The sequence below is a fragment of the Clostridiales bacterium genome, from assembly GCA_025757645.1.
In the GTDB taxonomy this organism is placed as follows: domain Bacteria; phylum Bacillota; class Clostridia; order Oscillospirales; family Oscillospiraceae; genus CAG-103.
Genome location: CP107216.1, coordinates 1,443,753 through 1,462,266 on the forward strand (window position 1 = coordinate 1,443,753; position 18,514 = coordinate 1,462,266).

Annotated in this window: 17 protein-coding genes and 1 pseudogene; 17 read left to right on the top strand and 1 reads right to left on the bottom strand. The window is 60.6% G+C overall.

Annotated features, from left to right (window positions below; translation table 11 throughout):
* Positions 1 to 55: 55 nt before the first annotated feature.
* The 15 genes and pseudogenes from OGM61_06850 (at position 56) to thrC (ending at position 16,006) form a co-directional block, all read left to right on the top strand.
* On the top strand, positions 56 to 5,029 hold the full coding sequence (locus OGM61_06850) for a hypothetical protein (protein UYI83578.1): 4,974 nt from the start codon (positions 56 to 58) through the stop codon (positions 5,027 to 5,029).
* 183 nt (positions 5,030 to 5,212) lie between these two features.
* Entirely contained in the window at positions 5,213 to 5,584 is a 372-nt protein-coding gene (locus OGM61_06855; protein ID UYI83579.1) for a hypothetical protein, read from the top strand.
* A gap of 81 nt (positions 5,585 to 5,665) precedes the next feature.
* Positions 5,666 to 6,109, top strand: a complete 444-nt coding sequence (locus tag OGM61_06860; protein UYI83580.1) for a DUF5640 domain-containing protein — start codon at positions 5,666 to 5,668, stop codon at positions 6,107 to 6,109.
* Between the two features lie 309 nt (positions 6,110 to 6,418).
* Positions 6,419 to 7,180 (top strand): SDR family NAD(P)-dependent oxidoreductase, encoded by a 762-nt coding sequence (locus OGM61_06865; GenBank protein UYI83581.1) that lies wholly within the window; start codon positions 6,419 to 6,421, stop codon positions 7,178 to 7,180.
* Positions 7,181 to 7,331: 151 nt separating this feature from the next.
* Positions 7,332 to 7,478 (top strand): annotated as a pseudogene (locus OGM61_06870) (multidrug transporter MatE).
* A gap of 57 nt (positions 7,479 to 7,535) precedes the next feature.
* Positions 7,536 to 8,363 (top strand): M23 family metallopeptidase, encoded by an 828-nt coding sequence (locus OGM61_06875; protein ID UYI83582.1) that lies wholly within the window; start codon positions 7,536 to 7,538, stop codon positions 8,361 to 8,363.
* Entirely contained in the window at positions 8,360 to 8,968 is a 609-nt protein-coding gene (locus OGM61_06880; GenBank protein UYI83583.1) for a hypothetical protein, read from the top strand. The genes OGM61_06875 and OGM61_06880 overlap by 4 nt, the downstream gene beginning before the upstream one ends.
* A 9-nt stretch (positions 8,969 to 8,977) precedes the next feature.
* Positions 8,978 to 10,816, top strand: a complete 1,839-nt coding sequence (locus tag OGM61_06885; GenBank protein ID UYI83584.1) for a TIGR03960 family B12-binding radical SAM protein — start codon at positions 8,978 to 8,980, stop codon at positions 10,814 to 10,816.
* Positions 10,809 to 11,471 carry a TIGR03936 family radical SAM-associated protein gene (locus OGM61_06890; protein UYI83585.1) on the top strand — a complete coding sequence of 221 codons (663 nt, stop codon included), beginning with the start codon at positions 10,809 to 10,811 and terminating at the stop codon, positions 11,469 to 11,471. The genes OGM61_06885 and OGM61_06890 overlap by 8 nt, the downstream gene beginning before the upstream one ends.
* Before the next feature lie 138 nt (positions 11,472 to 11,609).
* The gene (gene rplS, locus OGM61_06895) at positions 11,610 to 11,951 is read left to right on the top strand and encodes a 50S ribosomal protein L19 (GenBank protein UYI83586.1); all 342 of its coding nucleotides are present in this window, start codon (positions 11,610 to 11,612) and stop codon (positions 11,949 to 11,951) included.
* A gap of 156 nt (positions 11,952 to 12,107) precedes the next feature.
* The gene (gene lepB, locus OGM61_06900; GenBank protein ID UYI83587.1) at positions 12,108 to 12,656 is read left to right on the top strand and encodes a signal peptidase I; all 549 of its coding nucleotides are present in this window, start codon (positions 12,108 to 12,110) and stop codon (positions 12,654 to 12,656) included.
* A 1-nt stretch (position 12,657) separates the two neighbouring features.
* A complete protein-coding gene (ylqF, locus tag OGM61_06905) occupies positions 12,658 to 13,536 on the top strand; it encodes a ribosome biogenesis GTPase YlqF (GenBank protein ID UYI83588.1) in 879 nt (292 codons plus the stop codon).
* A complete protein-coding gene (locus tag OGM61_06910) occupies positions 13,533 to 14,138 on the top strand; it encodes a ribonuclease HII (protein ID UYI83589.1) in 606 nt (201 codons plus the stop codon). Before ylqF ends, OGM61_06910 begins: the two co-directional genes overlap by 4 nt.
* A gap of 1 nt (position 14,139) precedes the next feature.
* Complete coding sequence (locus tag OGM61_06915; protein UYI83590.1) at positions 14,140 to 14,511, top strand: YraN family protein; 372 nt, start codon at positions 14,140 to 14,142, stop codon at positions 14,509 to 14,511.
* A 13-nt stretch (positions 14,512 to 14,524) separates the two neighbouring features.
* The gene (gene thrC, locus OGM61_06920; protein ID UYI83591.1) at positions 14,525 to 16,006 is read left to right on the top strand and encodes a threonine synthase; all 1,482 of its coding nucleotides are present in this window, start codon (positions 14,525 to 14,527) and stop codon (positions 16,004 to 16,006) included.
* 32 nt (positions 16,007 to 16,038) lie between these two features.
* On the opposite strand, the gene OGM61_06925 is transcribed toward thrC, so the two are convergent.
* On the bottom strand, positions 16,039 to 16,227 hold the full coding sequence (locus tag OGM61_06925; protein UYI83592.1) for a DUF1540 domain-containing protein: 189 nt from the start codon (positions 16,225 to 16,227) through the stop codon (positions 16,039 to 16,041).
* Between the two features lie 85 nt (positions 16,228 to 16,312).
* Here OGM61_06925 and OGM61_06930 point away from each other — a divergent pair, with 85 nt between their 5' ends.
* Entirely contained in the window at positions 16,313 to 17,002 is a 690-nt protein-coding gene (locus OGM61_06930) for a metallophosphoesterase (protein ID UYI83593.1), read from the top strand.
* A 114-nt stretch (positions 17,003 to 17,116) separates the two neighbouring features.
* The gene (tig, locus tag OGM61_06935) at positions 17,117 to 18,445 is read left to right on the top strand and encodes a trigger factor (protein ID UYI83594.1); all 1,329 of its coding nucleotides are present in this window, start codon (positions 17,117 to 17,119) and stop codon (positions 18,443 to 18,445) included.
* Positions 18,446 to 18,514 lie beyond the last annotated feature (69 nt).

Here is an 18,514-nt window from a genome sequence, read left to right on the forward strand (position 1 = left end):
AACACAAAACGCATAGACAAATCTTCAAAATGATTTTGAGGGAGGAAATGATAGTATGACAAAAACGAACACACGAAGTCGCATCGTCAGCATCCTGCTGGTGCTTATAATGCTGCTCTCGCTGATGCCGAGTCTGATGGTTCCCACCCACGCCTTTTGGGACGACTACGACACCGGCGGAGATTGCCCCAACTGCGACCACTACCACTGGGCTGAGAATTGCTGCGACTGCCAGTTCTGCACCATTGACTGCAACTACGATTGCTGGGTTGAGACCCATTGCAACGACTGTGGTCTGTGCCTGGGCGACACGCCCTACTGGTGCTCAGAGTGCTTTAAATGCGCCGACTGCATGGAGGATACGCACTGCTCCACCTGCGCCAAGTGCTACATCGGCGAGGATGACCAGCTGTGCGGCGAATGCCATAAGGGTCCCTGCTGCTCCATAACCATCTGCGACACCTGCGGCTTCTGCGACAACTGCGCAAACGATGACAGCGACCCGATGCACTGCTCGCTGTGTAACGCCTGCTTCGGTTCGGTGGACGAGTGCGTGGACGACGATGATACCGGCGTCATCCACTGCGTCGATTGCCACACGGCCTGCGAGCAGTGCGAGGAATGCCTGCTGGCCAAGGAGAGCTGCGAGGACTGCGGCCTGTGCAAGGAGTGCTGCCGGGACAACTCCGATGCCGGCGGCTGCCCGGACGGCGAGACCTGCGTGGAAAGCGCCGAGTGGGAAGAGCACATCTGCCCGGGCTGCGACGGCTGGGTCACGGATAAGGAAGACGAGGACGAGTTCTGCGAAACCTGCGAGCTGTGCAAGGAGTGCTGCGAGGGCAACTCCGACTGCTCCGCGGGAATGTGTGCAATGGATACGGACTATGCGGATCACTTCTGCGAGGACTGCGGCCTGTGCTTCTGCGACAGCGACCCCTGCGAGGACGGCTGCGATCAGCGCTGCAAGGACTGCTGCCTCGATGCCGTGAAAGCGATGGGCTGCGATCATGACGACTGGTGCTTCAGCGACTCTGATTTTGAAGATCATCTGAAAGCGGAGCACAGCGGTGCCGGGCATACCCACATCGCTTCCTCGTCCTGGTCAGCTGACGGAACGCGGCACTGGCACCCCTGCCGCTATTGCGACGGTAAAAAGCTGAATGCCGCCAACCATGAATATGACGCCAAGGGCGTGTGCAAGGTCTGCGGCTACATCAGCGGCAGCTCCATCGTCATCACCCGCCAGCCCAAGGGCGTCAAGTGCAAGACCTCCATCTACGATGATTATAACGAAGAGCCGGAAAACGGCCTGCTGTTCTATGAAAATCACCCGGTCACCTTCTCTGTCTCGGCAAGAAGCCTGAAAGGCGACGAGTTGACCTATCAGTGGTATCGGAAGGATAATGAGCATCCCACGGCGGCGCCCTACAAGCTGCCGGAGGGTAGGTTTTACATGGGTGTGACGACCTCTACACTGAAGATGTCGGTTTCCACCCAGGCCTGTCAGGAGGACTACTCCTACTACTGCGTCATCGGCAGAAAGGGCGACGCTTCGGACACCATGAAAACGGCGGAGGCAAAGCTGACTGCCACCCATGCCTTCAGCTATCAGCAGGCCGGTGAGCCTGTGTACACCGACGACGGCAAGAGAACGCCGGAATACAAGGTCACTTGGGTCGATAAGGATGGGAATACCCATAATACTACCGTAGGCAGCGTTCGCAAAAGCGACGGCCACAAGCTCGCGTGCCTGTTTGAAGCAGGCGCAGAAGAATACGAAGCACATTATATGACCTCCGGCTACAAGGAGCGCATCTTCCCGCATACCTTTAAGCTTGAAAAAAGCTATGACGCGGTAGGCGGCGGCAGAGTTGACATGCTCGTCTGCACCGTCTGCGACTATTTCGTTTTTGTGAAGAGTCACGTCCATGATTACGGCTGGAACTGGGACTACACCGGCTTCGGCAGTATCTATGAGTATACCTTCAACATCGGCGGCTCGACCAAGACGGTGGAGCAGCTCGTCTTTGAGTCCGGCTATGCCCACCCCGAAAAGTGCAAGGTTCCCGGCTGCGAGGAGTTCATCATGGTTCCCCACAGCTGGGGTCGCTGGAACGTGGTTTTGTGCCCTGACACCGCAGGCGCCGAAGGCGGCATGGAGGCCGAATGCAGCGTCTGCGAGTACAAAGAGACGGAAAAAATTGACGGCGATTGGACAAAGGACACCGCCATTGTGACGGTGAAAAACGGCCGCGCAACCCGTATGATCGTCAAGCCAGGCGACAAGATCCGCCTTTATCCCGAGGAGAGAAACGGTCAGAAAGCCATCGGCTGGAAGGTGGAGTATCTCCGCGAATACAATGACGGAAGTCCTGTTAAGAAAAACTGGAGCAGCACCGAGGTCGCGAGCCTGTTTAAGCTCGTCAATAACGGCTCTGCACTCGAGTGGGGCTGCACGATCCCGGCGTTCAGCGCCATGGGCGCCCCCGGCGGCGGCCAATTCTTCTTCGAGCCGGTCTATGCAGGCTGTGACCACAGCGGCGGCACCACGGTGCTCAATGCGAAGGCGCAGGTCTGCGACCGCAAGGGCTACACCGGCGACACCGCCTGCGCAGACTGCGGCCAAGTCATCAGTGCCGGTTCGGATATTTACCCGCCTGCAAACGCCGGTCATACCGGTCCACTGCAGCCGCTGTACTACTACGGTACGACCAACTCGGCCACCACGGATGCAAGCCATGGCGGCAAACGCTATAACGCCAATTCGGGCGACTGCCGGCACCGGGCCTATGAGGGCGACTACCGCTGCACGGCTTGCGGCGGCACCGTAAAGGGCGAGACCGGCGACTTCAAACATAGCGGCCCCTTTGAGCTGCGCGATGTAAGAGCGGCAACCTGCACCGAGAAGGGCTATTCCGGTAACCAATACTGCACAGCGTGCGACAGGATCTCAAAGAAGGGCTCCGCTACCCCGTCCCTCCACGAAATTGCCGGCAACTACAAGCTGGTCAATGAGGTTAAGCCCGGATGCACCACCACAGGCTATAGCGGCGACTATCAGTGTACAAGAGGCTGCGGACAGATTTTCCGCTACGGTCATGTTATCGATAAGCTCAGCCATGATTGGGACGGCGGCAAACCGGCAACACAGGGCAAGAGCGATGGAATTCTCTACACCTGCCGGCGCACCGACTGCGGCGAGACGAAGTTTGTGAAGAATCCCGCTGCGACCGAGTATGCAGTTACCGTCACAGGCGGTACGGCGTCTGCATCGGGGAATGCCATTACCTCCGCCGCTGCGGGCGTTGAGATCACCGTCACGGCGATAATTCCCGATGGCAAGGTCTTTGACAAGTGGGTCGTGAAGTCCGGCGGCGTGACTCTTGCCGATGCTGCAAGCGCCGTCACCACCTTCACCATGCCCGCAAACGATGTTGCGCTTGCGGCAAGCTATAAGGACGCACCCGTTGCGACCTATAGCCTTACGACGCAGGTAAACGGCGGTCACGGAACGATCTCCGCGAGCAAGACAGGACTTGCAGTAGGCTCGACCGAAACGATCATTTTTACTCCCGACGCGGGCTATGAGATCGACACGGTCACCGTAAACGGCGCTGCAACGCCCGTGCTTGCCAATGTTCTGGACGTTACAATGGATGCGGATAAGACCGTCATCGTGACTTACAAGGCAACAGGCAGCACGCATACCCACAGCTACGGCACGGAGTGGAAGTATGACGACACCAATCACTGGCATGAGTGCCAGTGCGGCGACAAGGCCGACACGGCAGCACACAGCTTCCAGTGGGTGATCGACAAGGCCGCTACCAAGGAGGCCACTGGCATCAAGCACGAGGAATGCACCGTTTGCGGCGCCAAGCGCAGCGAGAACACCGAGATCCCCGCCCTGCGGGATTACGCCGTTACCGTCACCGGCGGTACGGCAACCGTTGCCGCAGGCACACCCATCACCCGCGCCATGGAGGGCGTTGAGGTCACCGTTACGGCACAGGCTCCTGACGGAAAGCACTTCGTCAAGTGGGTCGTTAAGGCAGGCGGCATTACACTGGCTAACGAGACCAGCGCCACCACCACCTTCACCATGCCCGCAAACGATGTAACGATCGAGGCGGAGTTCGCCGAAAACCCCGTAGAGGCGTATACGCTCACGGTTATCAAGGGCACGGCCTCCGTTGCCGCTGGCACCCCCATCACCGACAAGATCGAGCAGAACACCGTTGTGACCGTTACGGCGGACGCACCGGAGGCAGGCAAGGTCTTTGACAAGTGGGTCGTGCTGGAGGGCAATGTCACCCTGGCAGACGCCACCAAGGCCACCACCACCTTCACCATGCCCGGTAATGATGTGAAGATTGAGGCCACCTATAAGGATGCGCCTCCCAGCCATACCCACAGCTACGGCACGGATTGGAAGTATGACGACACCAATCACTGGCATGAGTGCGAGTGCGGCGACAAGGCCGATATTGCGGCTCACAGCGCCAGCGAGTGGATCGTTGACACGGCAGCTACCGAAACCGCCGACGGCGCTAAGCATAAGGAATGCACCGTCTGCAAGAAGGTTCTTGAAACCGCACCGATCCCCGCAACAGGCAGCACTCATACCCACAGCTACGGTACAGAGTGGAAGTATGACGGCACCAACCACTGGCATGAGTGCGAGTGCGACGATAAGGCCGACACGGCAGCACACAGCTTCCAGTGGGTGATCGACAAAGCCGCTACCAAGGAGGCCACCGGCATCAAGCACGAGGAATGCACCGTTTGCGGCGCAAAGCGCAGCGAGAACACGGTCATCGACAAGCTCCCCGACGGCGGCAACACCGGCAATACAGGCAGCGGTGATAATAACACCGATAAGCCAGGAAAGGACGACTCCACCAAGCCTCCTCAGACCGGTGACAGCAGAAACCTCATCGGTTGGCTGGCTGCTCTGTTCGTCTGCGGCGGCGTTCTGACCGTGCTGGGTCTGAACAGCAAAAAGAGAAAGGAATCCGAGGCTGAATAAGCCGACGCTTCCGAAATCGAAATATCCTAAATACAATAGGCGGTGACGGATCATTCCGCCACCGCCTATTTTCCTGAAAGCGGACTCGGCAGCAAGCCCCTTTCCGAAAGGCGGCAATCACGGCGTTGCCGCTTTTCGGAAGGACTACAGGACACTACGATAAGAAAAAGGAGAGAAGCTGCCATGACTGTTTCGGAAAGAATTCCCTTCAGCGGCCTGCTGCTGCCCTTACAAGAAGGGCATACCTACAGCTGTGACCGCTGCACCACCGACGGCATGGAGCTGCTGTTCGTTTTCCGTGAGAACGGGCATTCACGATATTACTTTGAGTCGGATATGCAGGGGTTTGACCGGAAGGCGGCAAGCGACAGCCACATTCTGACCGTGTATCCCCAGCCGAACGGCGACGGAGAGGTGTCCCTGCTCCATTTGAAGCGCGCCGCCACGGACAGATTTTTCCTTTTTCGTATGACCAAGCCCTGCGTCACGCTGACCGGCGAGATGTGTCTGTGGGAGGACGCACCCCATCGGCACCGGTCTGCCGATGCTTTTTGACTTCCTGGATGAAGTCAGAATATTGAAGTAAAGTAAGGTGAAGCAATGCAGGATAACAGAATACCGCCGCAGAAAAGACCCATGACCGAGGCAGAAATGCTCCGCAGGCGTGAGCTGCGCCGCTCGGCGATCAAAAAGCAAAAGCGGAGAAGGACGCTCTTTCTTACTGCCTGCGCCCTTGCGGCGGTGCTGCTCATAGCGGGCATCGTGCTGCTGTGCCGTAGCTGCGGCCGCTCCGAGAGCAGCCCTCATGACGAGAGCATCTACGGCAGCTTTGCAATGTCCGACAAGAGTTGCGTCTATACCTTCCGTGAGGACGGCAGCGGAGAGCTGCGGCTTTCCGGCGCACCGTATAAATTCCGTTTCACGCTGTCCGGCAGGACACTCTTTATCGACTTTGAAGCTGAGGCACTGACCGACTGCGAGTACGAGGTGGCGTATATCGATACGGGGCTTGAGCTGACCGCAGGCAAGGGTACGGCGACACAGGGTGAGAAATTCACGCTGAACAGAACAGAAAAATAAGACCCATGCGGTTATGAAAGGACGGTGACGGCGATATGCCGCCTGAAAAGAGAATAGCCGACCGGACGGCAATCTCCGGCACAGTTTCAAGAGCGCTCAGCAAGTAAAAAACTTGCTGGCGCTCTTTCTTTATGCCAACAATTTTATAGTGAGTCCTAGTTTTAATGAAATGATTCATAAACACACTCCGACCATATTGCTGCGGACGTTGCATCGTTCGCAGCGATTTTTTATTCCCCAATCCCTTGCGCAGACGGCGCAAGTTCGGTATGATAGAGTTACCGATATTTTCATTCTGGAGGAGAACGTATGAACATTGCTGTCATCACCGGCGCATCCGCCGGTATCGGCCGGGAGCTCGTCTACGCTGTGGACAAGGACGCGCGCTATGACGAGATCTGGGTCATTGCCCGCAGAAAAGAGCGGCTGGAGGAGCTGCGCGACAAGTGCACGAACCCCATCCGCCCGATCGCGCTCGATCTCTCGGATCTGAGCAGCATCGATGCCTATCAGGCCCTGCTCGAGCAGGAGCAGCCCGAGATCAAGATGCTGGTCAATGCGGCCGGCTGCGGCGTGTTCGGCCCCTTTGCCGAGGCGGACCGCAAGAAGCTGCTCGCCAGCGCGCAGCTCAATTCGCTCGCGCTCACTGGCATGTGCCACGCGAGCCTGCCGTATATGCACGCCGGCAGCAGCATCATCAACATGGGCTCGAACTCCGCCTGGCAGCCGGTGCCGTATCAGGCGGTGTACGGCGCGAGCAAGAGCTATGTCCTGAGCCTGTCGCGCGCGATCGGCCGCGAGCTGCGCCCGCAGGGCATCCATGTCATGTGCGTCTGCCCCGGCTGGATCAAGACCGAGTTCCAGCAGGTCGCGCACCATGACGAGTATATCCGCTATGTGGACAAGTGGTATGGCCCAGACGAGGTGGCGGCGCAGGCCATGCAGGATCTCAAGAAGAAAAAGAGTGTCTCCATTCTCGGCCACCCGGTGCGCCGTCAGGTGCGCCTGGTCAAGCTCCTGCCGGTGGACACCGTCATGGACATCTGGTGCAAACAGCAGGGCATTGAGTAAGCCATTTTCCCGCTTGACAATCCATCTTCCTTCTGGCATAACACCCTCGTTCGCTGGAGGGCGAGCTGTTCAGAGAAACGGCAGCCGGATAAGGCGCAGACTGAAATGTCTGTTCCTTGTCCGGCTTTTTTCTTTTTCGAGGAGGATGACCATGGATCTGCTCGGGGACAATGTGCGCGCGATCTACCGCAAATACTTTCTGGCGGCGTTCGGCAGCGCGCTCATCTCGTGTATTTACGGCGTTGTGGACATGGCGATGGTCGGCCAGTATCAGGGGCCGGACGGTACGGCGGCGCTGCCGTCGTGCTAAAACCGGGCCTGTCTGCATACACTCCTTTTATCGGGGGTGATGTGCATGAAGCGCTGGAAAGTTTATTTGTGCGCGGCGGTATTCCTGCTGCTGACGGCGGTGAAGATGATCGCCCCGGCGGCGGCCGCAGATGCGCGCAAGGTGCTGCTGCCGGCCATCAACGCGGACGATGATTACAAGTCCGTCTTTGCCGAGATCCGCAGCGTGTTTGCGCCCGCGCCGGTACAGACGCAGGACGAACAGCTGCGGCAGTATCTGCCCGCCGTGAACATGTCCGTCTGGTCGACGCCCGCACCGGAGCCGACGCCGACACCCACGCCGGAACCGACCCCGGAGCCGACACCGACGCCGACGCCCGAACCGACGCAGAGCCCGCAGCTGCAGGCGGCCCTTGCCGCGCGCGAGGCATTTCTCAACGAGCAGGCGGTCTATTCCGGCTATGCAGTGCCGACCAATGTCAGCTACGCGGTCAGCGAGCTGCCGTTTGCGCACACGTCACCGGTCGCGGGCTATACCTCGTCCGGCTTCGGCTACCGGCTGCATCCATTGGAAAACAAGGTGAAATTTCACTATGGCACAGATTTCGCGGCCAATTCCGGCACGGCGGTCTGTGCCTTTGCTGACGGCACGGTGCTTGCCGCCGGGCAGAATGACGGGTACGGCAACTATGTGAAGATCCGTCACGCCGATGGTTACACGACGCTCTACGGCCACTGCAGCAAGCTGCTCGTGCGCGCCGGGGAGACGGTCACGGCGGGGCAGGAGATTGCGCTCGTCGGCGCGACCGGCAAGGCGACCGGGCCGCACCTGCACTTCGAGCTGATGCACGACGGGTATTACTGCAATCCGGAGTTTTACCTCGCCGCCGTATGAAGCGCCGCCGCTTTGCGCTCGATGTGCGCCCGGGCGCGGTCGCGCTGCTTGCCGGGCTGTATTTTCTGCTGCCGCTGCGCTGGTGCGCGCGGCTGGCGCTCGCCGTGGCGGTGCATGAGCTGGGCCATGTTGCGGCGCTGGTGCTGTGCGGCACGGAGATCTACGGCCTGCGCATGGAGGCCTGCGGGCTGGCGCTGCGCTGCGCGCCGCCGGAGGACGCGGTGCGCACGGTCGCGGCGGCGCTGGCCGGCCCTGCCGCCGGCGCGGGGCTGTTTTGCATCCTGCGCGGGCTCGGCTGCCCGGAGGGGGCGGATCTGAGCCTGCTGTATTCGTGTGTGAATCTGCTGCCGGTGCTGCCGCTCGACGGCGGCCGCGCGCTGCAGGCGGCGGTCGCGGCGCTGGCGGGCGAGCGTGCGGCAGAGCGGCTGCTGGACGTGCTGGGACTGGTGCTGCCGGTCGCGCTCATGGGACTCGGTGTGGTGCTGTTTGCGCGCGGCATGGGGCTCGCACTGGGCGCGTTTGGCGCGTGGCTGGCGCTTTTGCAGCCGGGAATGACTTGCCAAGGGGGAAAACATGATGTAAAATACTCCTACTATCATATGTAGGAGTGTAGTATGGATCAGCGACTGGAACGCATCCTGCCGCGCGTGCAGAAGCCCGCGCGCTATACCGGCGGTGAATACCGCCAGATCATCAAGGACAAGGCGGAGGTGGACCTGCGCCTCGCTTTTTGCTTCCCGGATATTTATGAGATCGGCATGTCGAACATCGGCATGCGCATCCTCTATGCCACGATGAACCAGATGCCCGGCGTCTGGTGTGAGCGCGTGTTTGCCCCCTGGGGCGACATGGAGGCCGAAATGCGCCGCGCGGGCATCCCGCTCTACGCGCTCGAGAGCGGCGACCCCGTCAGCGAATTTGACGTTGTGGCGTTCTCGCTCGGCTACGAGATGGCATATCCCGCCGTGCTCAATATGCTCGACCTGGCCGGCATCCCGCTGCGCAGCGCTGACCGGCCGGAGCTGACGCCGCTTGTCATCGCGGGCGGTACGGCCTGCAGCAACCCGGAGCCGATGGCCCCGTTTTTTGACCTCATGATCATCGGCGAGGGGGAAGAGGTCAATAACGAAGTGCTGGCGCTGTTCCGGCAGGCGCAGCAGGCCGGCTGGAGTAAGACGCGGTTTCTCGAAACGGCGGCGAAGATCCAGGGCGTGCTCATTCCGTCGTTCTACGTCCCGCACTGGAACCCGGACGGCACGCTGCACGACCTGACCCCGACGCACGGCGCGCCCGCGCGCGTGACCAAGCGCATCATTCAGGATCTCGACGCCTGTTATTATCCGACGGACCCCATCGTGCCGAGCACGGAGATCGTGCACGACCGTGTGAACGTGGAGCTGTTTCGCGGCTGCATCCGTGGCTGCCGCTTCTGTCAGGCGGGGTATGTCTACCGCCCGGTGCGCCCGCGCAAACCGGAGACGATCATCCGGCAGGGCATCGAATCGCTCAAAAACACCGGCTATCAGGAGGCGACGCTCCTGTCGCTCTCGAGCAGCGACTACCGCCCGCTCGACGAGGTGTGCGACGGGCTGCTGGAATACTGCGAGCCGCGCAGCATGAGTCTCGCGCTGCCGTCGCTGCGCGCGGACAACTTTTCCATGGACATCATGAGCCGCCTGCAGAAGGTGCGCAAGGGCGGCCTGACCTTCGCGCCCGAGGCCGGCACGCAGCGCCTGCGCGACGCCATCAACAAAAACGTGCGCGAGGAGGATCTGCTCCATTCCTGCCAGGTTGCCTTTGAGGGCGGGTGGAACGGCGTGAAGCTCTACTTCATGCTCGGACTGCCGACGGAGACGGATGAGGACGTGGTCGGCATCGCGGAGCTCGCCAATCAGGTGCTGCACACATGGCGTATGCACGCGACGAACAAGGCCCGCGGTGTGCGCATCACGGTCAGCACATCGTGCTTCGTACCGAAGCCGCACAGCCCCTTCCAGTGGGAGACGCAGGTGACGATGGACGAGTACAAGCGCAAGGTGCAGCTCCTGCGCGAGAGCATCAGGGCCAAGAGCGTGACCTACAACTGGCACGACCCGGATACCAGCTTCGTCGAGGCCGTTCTCTCGCGCGGCGACCGGCGCATTGCCGACGTCATCGAAGAGGTCTGGCGCCGCGGCGGCAAGCTCGAGGCGTGGGGCGACTATTTCTCGTTCGACCGCTGGATGGCGGCCATGGACGCCTGCGGCGTCGACCCGATGTTCTATGCCTGCCGCGAGCGCGGGAAGGATGAGTTCCTGCCGTGGGACATCGTGAATATGGGCGTGCGCCGCGCGCATCTGTGGCACGAGCGCGAGCAGGCCTACAAGGCCGAGCTCTCGCCTGACTGCCGCAGGCAGTGTACCGGCTGCGGTGCGCTCGCACTCATGACGGAAGGGGGCAAGTGCGATGCCTGAAAAGCTGAGACTACGGTTTGAAAAGACCGGCCGTGCGATCTACATCTCGCACCTCGACCTCATGCGCACGATGCAGCGCGTGTTCCTGCGCGCCGACTGCCCGCTGAAATATTCCGAGGGCTTCAATCCCCACGCGCTCATCTCCATCCTGCTGCCGCTGTCCGTCGGCGTCGGGAGCGTGTGCGAGCTGATGGACTTTCAGCTGCGCGAGGAAGTAGACCTTGCCGCGCTGCCAGAGCGGCTCACGGCGGTCATGCCGGAGGGCATCCGCGCGCTCGAGGCGTACCCCGGCGGACGCAAGGTGCGTGAGCTCAAGTGGCTGCGCGTGACCGGGCGATATGAATATGACAACGCTGCTCCTGCGGACATGGCCGAAAAGCTTCGCGCGTTTTACGCGCGCGACGCCATCGTCATCACCCGCAAGACCAAGCGCGGGGAGGGACAGATGGACATCGTGCCCGCGATCTCGGAGCTGCACGTGCGGCCGGAGGCGCGGTTTGTGACGGTGGAGGCCGTCGTCTCCGCACAGAACCCGACGCTCAACCCTGACCACCTCGTCGCGGCGCTGCATCAGCTCGCGCCCGAGCTGGCCCCGGACTTTGCCGCCTTCACGCGGCAGGAGGTCTATACGGAAGATATGCAAATTTTCCGCTGAAAACACTTGCAAACCCGCGCAGGATGTGCTATTATCTTATGGCTTGTGCGAAACAGTGTTTCGCAAGATAACGACGGTCCGCTGCCGTGACCGGCTCTGTCCACCGGTATGAACGTCTGATAAAGGAAGGATTTCATTATGGATCTCATCAAAACTCTGACCGCGCAGTACATGAAACCCGAACTGCCGGCCATGCGCGTCGGCGACACCGTGCGTGTCACTGTCCGCGTCACCGAGGGCAACCGTGAGCGTACCCAGGCTTTCGAGGGCACCATCATCGCCAAGAAGCACGGCGGCATCAACGAGACGATCACCGTCCGCCGCATCTCCTACGGTGTGGGCTGCGAGAAGGTTTTCCCGGTGCACTCTCCCACGATCGTGTCCGTCGAGACCGTTCGCCGCGGCAAAGTCCGCAGAGCCAAGCTGTACTACCTGCGCGACCGCGTGGGCAAGAGAGCCAAGGTCAAAGAGCTTATCTAAGTGGATACTGCAAAAAAGAGGCTTCGGCCTCTTTTTTGCATTTTCGGGGCGTTTTTGCGATGCCGCCGGAAAAGAATTCACACAATTTTAGTTGCCGAAAATGGGTCTGAGCGTGTATAATATAATTTACGAATTTTTTACACCGAGGTTTTGAAAATGGACAGCAAGAATCCGAGCGGCGCCAAGAGCCGCGCCGAAGTATACGATTGGATCCAGTGCATCATCTTCGCGCTGGTGTTCTGCGTGCTGCTGTTTGTGTTTGCAGTGCGCATGGTCAATGTCGTCGGCCACTCCATGGTGCCGACGCTCGAGCAGAGCGACAAGGTCGTCATCTCCAACCTGTTCTATCATCCGAAGCAGGGGGACGTCGTCGTCCTGCGCAAGCAGACGCTCATGCAAGAACCCATCGTCAAGCGCATTATCGCAACGGAGGGACAGACCGTGGACATCGACTTTGACGACGGCGTGGTCTACGTCGACGGAAAGGCGCTCGACGAGCCGTATGTCAATGAGCCCGTGCACGACCGCGAAAATTTCGAGGGCAAGATCACGGTGCCGGAGGGCTGCGTGTTCGTCATGGGCGACAACCGCAACGCCTCTACCGACAGCCGCGACGCGCGCCTCGGCTGCGTTGATACGCGCTATATCATGGGCCGGGTATACTTCACGCTCTTTCCGGTCAAGAACATTGGAGTTGTAAAATAACATGGCGCAGGATTTTGAAAAGCTGAATATTCAGTGGTTTCCGGGCCACATGACAAAGGCGCAGCGCATGATCGAGGAGCACATGAAGCAGGTCGACGCCGTGTGCGAGATCCTCGATGCGCGCATCCCGATGGCGAGCCGCAACCCGGACATTGACCGTCTCGCGGGCGACAAGCCCCGCATCGTTGTGCTCAACCGTACCGACCTCGCCGACCCGAAGGCGACGGCGCGCTGGCACGCAGCCTTTCAGCGACAGGGCATGACCGTGCTTGAGACCGACAGCCGCAGTGGTAAGGGCGTCAACGGGTTTGCCGGCGCGGTGCGCACGGCGCTGCGCGACAAGATCGAGGCGTACGCTGCCAAGGGGCAGGTCGGCCGGCCGATGCGCGTTATGGTGCTGGGCATCCCGAATGTGGGCAAGTCCACCTTTATCAACAAGGTGGCGCGGCGCAAGGCGGCCGCCGCGGGCGACCGGCCGGGCGTCACGCGCGGCAAGCAGTGGATCACGGTCGATCAGGGCCTTGAGCTGCTGGACACGCCGGGCATCCTCTGGCCGCGGTTCGACAGTCAGGAGGTCGGCGAGCTGCTGGCCATCACCGGCGCGATCAAGGCCGAAGTGCTCGACCGCGAGACGCTCGCGGCTAACTTCATGCTCCGACTCGCACGGTTTTATCCCGACGCGGTGGAGCAGCGCTACAAGTTCCGCCCCGACCCGGCCTGCAATGGCTTCGAGCTGCTGGAGCAGGCGGCGAAAAAACGCGGCTTTCTCATCTCCGGCGGGGAATATGACCTTGAGCGGATGGCGGGCGTGCTGCTCGATGAATATCGCGGCGGCAAGCTCGGCCGCATCACGCTCGAGATGCCGGAGGCGGAAGCATGACGCAGGTCGATCTGTGGACATTGGAAAACGAGCTGCGCACGCCGGACGCCGAGCCGCTGTGCGGCGTGGATGAGGCCGGGCGCGGACCGCTGGCAGGGCCCGTGTGCGCGGCGGCAGTGATGCTGCCGCCGGGGCTGGAGATCCTGGGCCTGAACGACTCGAAAAAGCTCTCGGAGAAAAAGCGCGAGGCGCTTTATGATACCATCATCGCGCAGGCGCTGAGCTACGGCATCGCGTTTGCGACCGTGGAGGAGATCGAGGAGCGCAACATCCTCGGCGCAACGTTTCTGGCCATGAACCGGGCCATCGCGCAGCTGTCCCCACAGCCGGCGCTCGCGCTCATCGACGGCAACCGGAACACCGGCATCACCGTGCCGAGCCGATGCATCGTCGGCGGCGACGGCAAGTGTGCCGACATCGCGGCGGCCTCCGTGCTCGCAAAGGTCACACGTGACCGCTATATGCGCCGGATGGCGGAGACCTATCCGCAGTATGGGTTTGAAAAACACAAGGGCTACGGCACGGCAGCACACTATGCGGCCATCCGGGCGTATGGGCCAAGCCCCATCCACCGGCCGTCGTTCCTGAAGAAGATGCACTGATATGGCCGGTGCAGTCAAGGGAACGAAGGGCGCCTGGGGCGAGGAGTGCGCGGCGGCGTACCTGCGCCGGCGCGGCTACCGCATCCTGGCGCGCAACTACAGCTGCCGCTTCGGCGAGATCGATATCATCGCGGCCGACCGGCACTATGTCGTGTTCGTGGAAGTGAAGCTGCGCGCGTCCGACCGGTTCGTGCGCGCGGGCGCGTATGTCACCACGGCCAAGCAGGCGCGCATCCGCACGGCGGCGTCGCTCTGGCTGGCAGAGCACGAGACGCAGCTGCAGCCGCGCTTTGACGTGATCGAAATTTATGGCGACGCGGACACGCCGCACCGTCAACGCAGGATCAATCAGATCGAAAATGCTTTTGAATAACGAGGGATCAGATATGAACTACTACAGCACAAGAGATCATCAGCAGATCGTTTCCGCCGCACAGGCGATCGCCTGCGGCCTCGCGCCGGACGGCGGCCTGTTCGTGCCGGAGTCGCTGCCGGAGGTGTCCGCGCAGCAGCTTCAGGCGCTGTGCGGCATGACCTACCAGCAGCGCGCCGTGACGATCATGCGCCCGTTTCTGAGCGAGTTTACGGACGCCGAACTGGAGCGCTTCACCGCCGCAGCCTACGGCAGCCAGTTTGATGACCCGGCCGTTGCGCCGGTGCACCGGCTCGATGACGCCACGGCGTTTCTCGAGCTCTGGCACGGGCCGACGTGCGCGTTCAAGGACATGGCGCTGCAGATCCTGCCGTACCTGCTTACGGCGAGCCTGAAAAAGTGCGGCGAGCAGCGGCAGGTGTGCATCCTCGTCGCCACCTCGGGCGACACCGGCAAGGCGGCCCTGCAGGGTTTTGCCGACGTGCCGGGCACGAAGATCCTCGTGTTCTACCCCTACAGCGGCGTGTCGGAGATCCAGCGTCTGCAGATGGCCACACAGGCAGGCGATAACGTTGCGGTCAGCGCCGTGCGCGGCAACTTTGACGATGCGCAGACCGGCGTCAAGCAGATCTTCGGCGACAAGGCGTTTGCCGCCGAGCTCTCGCAGCGCGGCTGGTTCCTGTCCTCGGCCAACTCCATCAACTGGGGCCGCCTGCTGCCGCAGATCGTCTACTATTTTTCGGCGTACTGCGACGCTGTCACCGGCGGCATGATCGCCATGGGCGACAAGCTGAACTTCGTTGTGCCGACCGGCAACTTCGGCGACATTCTCGCCGGCTGGTACGCAAAGGAAATGGGCCTGCCGGTGGGCAAGCTCATCTGCGCGTCGAATGCGAACAACGTGCTCACGGACTTCATCCGCACAGGTACTTATAATAAGAACCGTCCGTTCCACACGACGGCGTCCCCGTCGATGGACATCCTCGTGTCGAGCAACCTCGAGCGCCTGCTCTATGCGCTCTGCGGCAGCGACGTGGAGGTCGCAGGCTATATGCAGCAGCTGCGCGAGCAGGGAAGCTACACGGTCTCCGATGCGCTCAAGGCAAAGATCCAAGAGGTGTTCGCCGGCGGCTTCTGCAATGATATCCAGACGCGCGAGAAGATCGGCCATGCCTGGCGCGACCATCGCTACCTGATCGACACGCACACGGCGGTCGCCTATCACGTGCTCGATGATTACCGCCGCGAGACCGGCGACACGACGCCGTCCGTCGTCGTGTCCACGGCAAGCCCCTTCAAGTTCTGCGACCAGGTGCTGCGCGGCATCGGCGGCACGGCCGACGCCTTCGGCCCGGCGTTGATCCGCCGCCTGTCGTGCGAGACGCAGATCGACGCGCCCGCGCCGCTGACCGGCCTGGACGCGCGACCGGTGCGCTTCGGCGGTTGTGTGGACAAGGCGCAGATGCTGCATACGGTGGACGAATTCCTGAAATAATATGTAACGGACGGGGAGACCCGTCCGCCGGGTCAGAACGCCGCGCGGCCCTTCTTGGTGAAGGTGCTGCAGAACGTCTCGTCCTTGCAGGTGCAGGTGCCCTGGGTGTTTTTGACCTGAATGTGGTCTGCGTGGCAGCGCTTGCCGTCCGCATTGTAGGCGCAGTTGCTCACGTCGCACGCAACGTTGTACTCGCAGCAGTCGTTCATATGATCGCTCATGGTTTCTGCCTCCAGATCAGATTCCGGCATCCGCCGGTCGAATCTATTGTGTGCAGCCGGGCGCGGAATATACGGAGGAACGCAAATGGCATTGTATGCAATCGGCGACCTGCATCTGTCGCTGGGCGCAGATAAACCCATGGACGTATTTGGCGGGCCGTGGGAAAATTATGTAGAAAAAATCAAACTTGGCTTTTCGTCCCTGCATGACGACGATGTCTGCGTGCTCTGCGGCGATCTTGCCTGGGGCATGACCATGGAGCAGGCGCTGCCGGACTTTCAGTTTATCGAGGCGTTGCCGGGGAAAAAGATCCTGCTCAAGGGCAACCACGACTTCTGGTGGAGCACCGCGAAAAAGGCTTACAGCTTTTTTGCGGCGCACGATATGCACACCATGGACATTCTCAATAATAACTGCTATTTCTACGGCGATTATGCCATCTGCGGCACGCGCGGCTGGTTTTATGAGGAGGCCAGGGGCGAGGCGCACGACCGGAAGATCATGCTGCGCGAGGTCGGCAGGCTCGAGACGTCGCTCAAAGCGGCGGGGGATAAGATGAAGCTCGTCTTTCTGCACTACCCGCCGAAGTATCTCGGCTATGAATGCCCGGAGATTCTGGACCTGCTCGATGCCTATCACGTGCCGCTGTGCTGCTATGGACACATCCACAGCCGCGGCTGCCGCAGCGCCTTTCAGGGCATGTATCACGACACGGAGTTCCGGCTGCTGTCGGCGGATTATATTTCGTTTTGCCCGCGCAGGATCCTTCCGTGAAACAGGTGTTGATTTTAGAGGATGAATCTGTTATAGTATTTAGGCATGTTCTTTTCATGACAAATTTCACGTAAACAATGCACCCGGCGATAAATGATTAGAGGAGGAAACCCAATGAACATCCAGAACATCGAAAAGAAAGAAAAAAACATGGCGACCTTTGAAGTGAAGGTCCCGGCCGATGTCTTTGACAATGCGGTCAACGAAGCATATAAAAAGAATAAGAACCATCTCTACGTGGCCGGCTTCCGCAAGGGCAAGGCCCCGCGCGCCGTCATCGAGGGTATGTACGGCAAGGAAGTGTTCTACCCCGACGCCATCGAGGCGCTGGCGGAGGATGCGTTCGAGGCAGGCCGTGCCGACTGCGGCTTTGAGTGCGTCGGCGCGCCGAGCCTGATCGACCAGAAAGTCACCGAGGACAAAGAGCTGATCTACACCTTTGAGGTCGGCATGTATCCGGAAGTGCAGCTCGGCCAGTACAAGGGCCTCGAGGTCCCGCAGAACCACGAAGCGTTTGACGAGAGCAAGGTCGACGAAGAGATGCACAATGTCCAGAAGCGCAACGCCCGCCTGCTCGATGTTGAGCGCGAGGCGAAGATGGGCGACCATGTCACGATCGACTTCGCCGGCTTCATCGATGGCGAGCAGTTTGACGGCGGCACGGCCGAGGATTATGACCTTGAGCTCGGCTCCAACACGTTCGTGCCCGGCTTCGAGGAGCAGATCGTTGGCATGAAGGCCGGCGACGAGCGCGGTGTCGTCGTCACCTTCCCCGAGAACTACGTTGAGGCGCTGGCCGGCAAGGAGGCCACCTTCAAAGTCACCGTCAAGAGCGTCAAGGAGCCCGAGCTTCCGGAACTGGACGACGAGCTGGCCAAGGACATCTCCGACTACGAGACCATCGCGGAGTACCGCGACCATGTCCGTGAGGATCTGGAGAAAGAGTTTACCGAACAGCAGGAGTCTGATTATGCGACCCGCCTCATGAAGGCCGCCGTTGACAACATGACCGTCGAGATCCCCGAGCCCATGATCCTGGCCAAGCTCGACGAGCAGCTGCGCAACTACATCTCCACCATGGGCATCAGCCCCGAGCTCACCCGTGAGCAGGTGCTCGCCTCCATGGGTCTGGACGAGAAGACCTTCCAGGAGATCATGCGTCCGCAGGCCGTGTTTGAACTGCAGACCGATCTGCTGCTCGACGCGATCGTCAAGGCCGAGAACATCGAGCTCGACGAGGGCGAACTCGACGAGACCTACAACAAGATGGCCGAAGAGTATAAGATGGACGTCGACAAGATCAAGCAGTATGTCGACGAGAAGATCATCGTTCTCGATATGAAGCGCCGCAAGGCTGCCCAGCTCATCCGCGACACCGCGGTGGACAAGGAGCCCGAGGCGAAGGAAGAAGCCGCTGAGACCAAGGAAGAGGCAGCCGAGTAATTCCCCGAAAGCTGTTTGGATTCCGGGCAGAACGGTTATGCTCTCTTGGATAAGCGAAACATCGAAAGG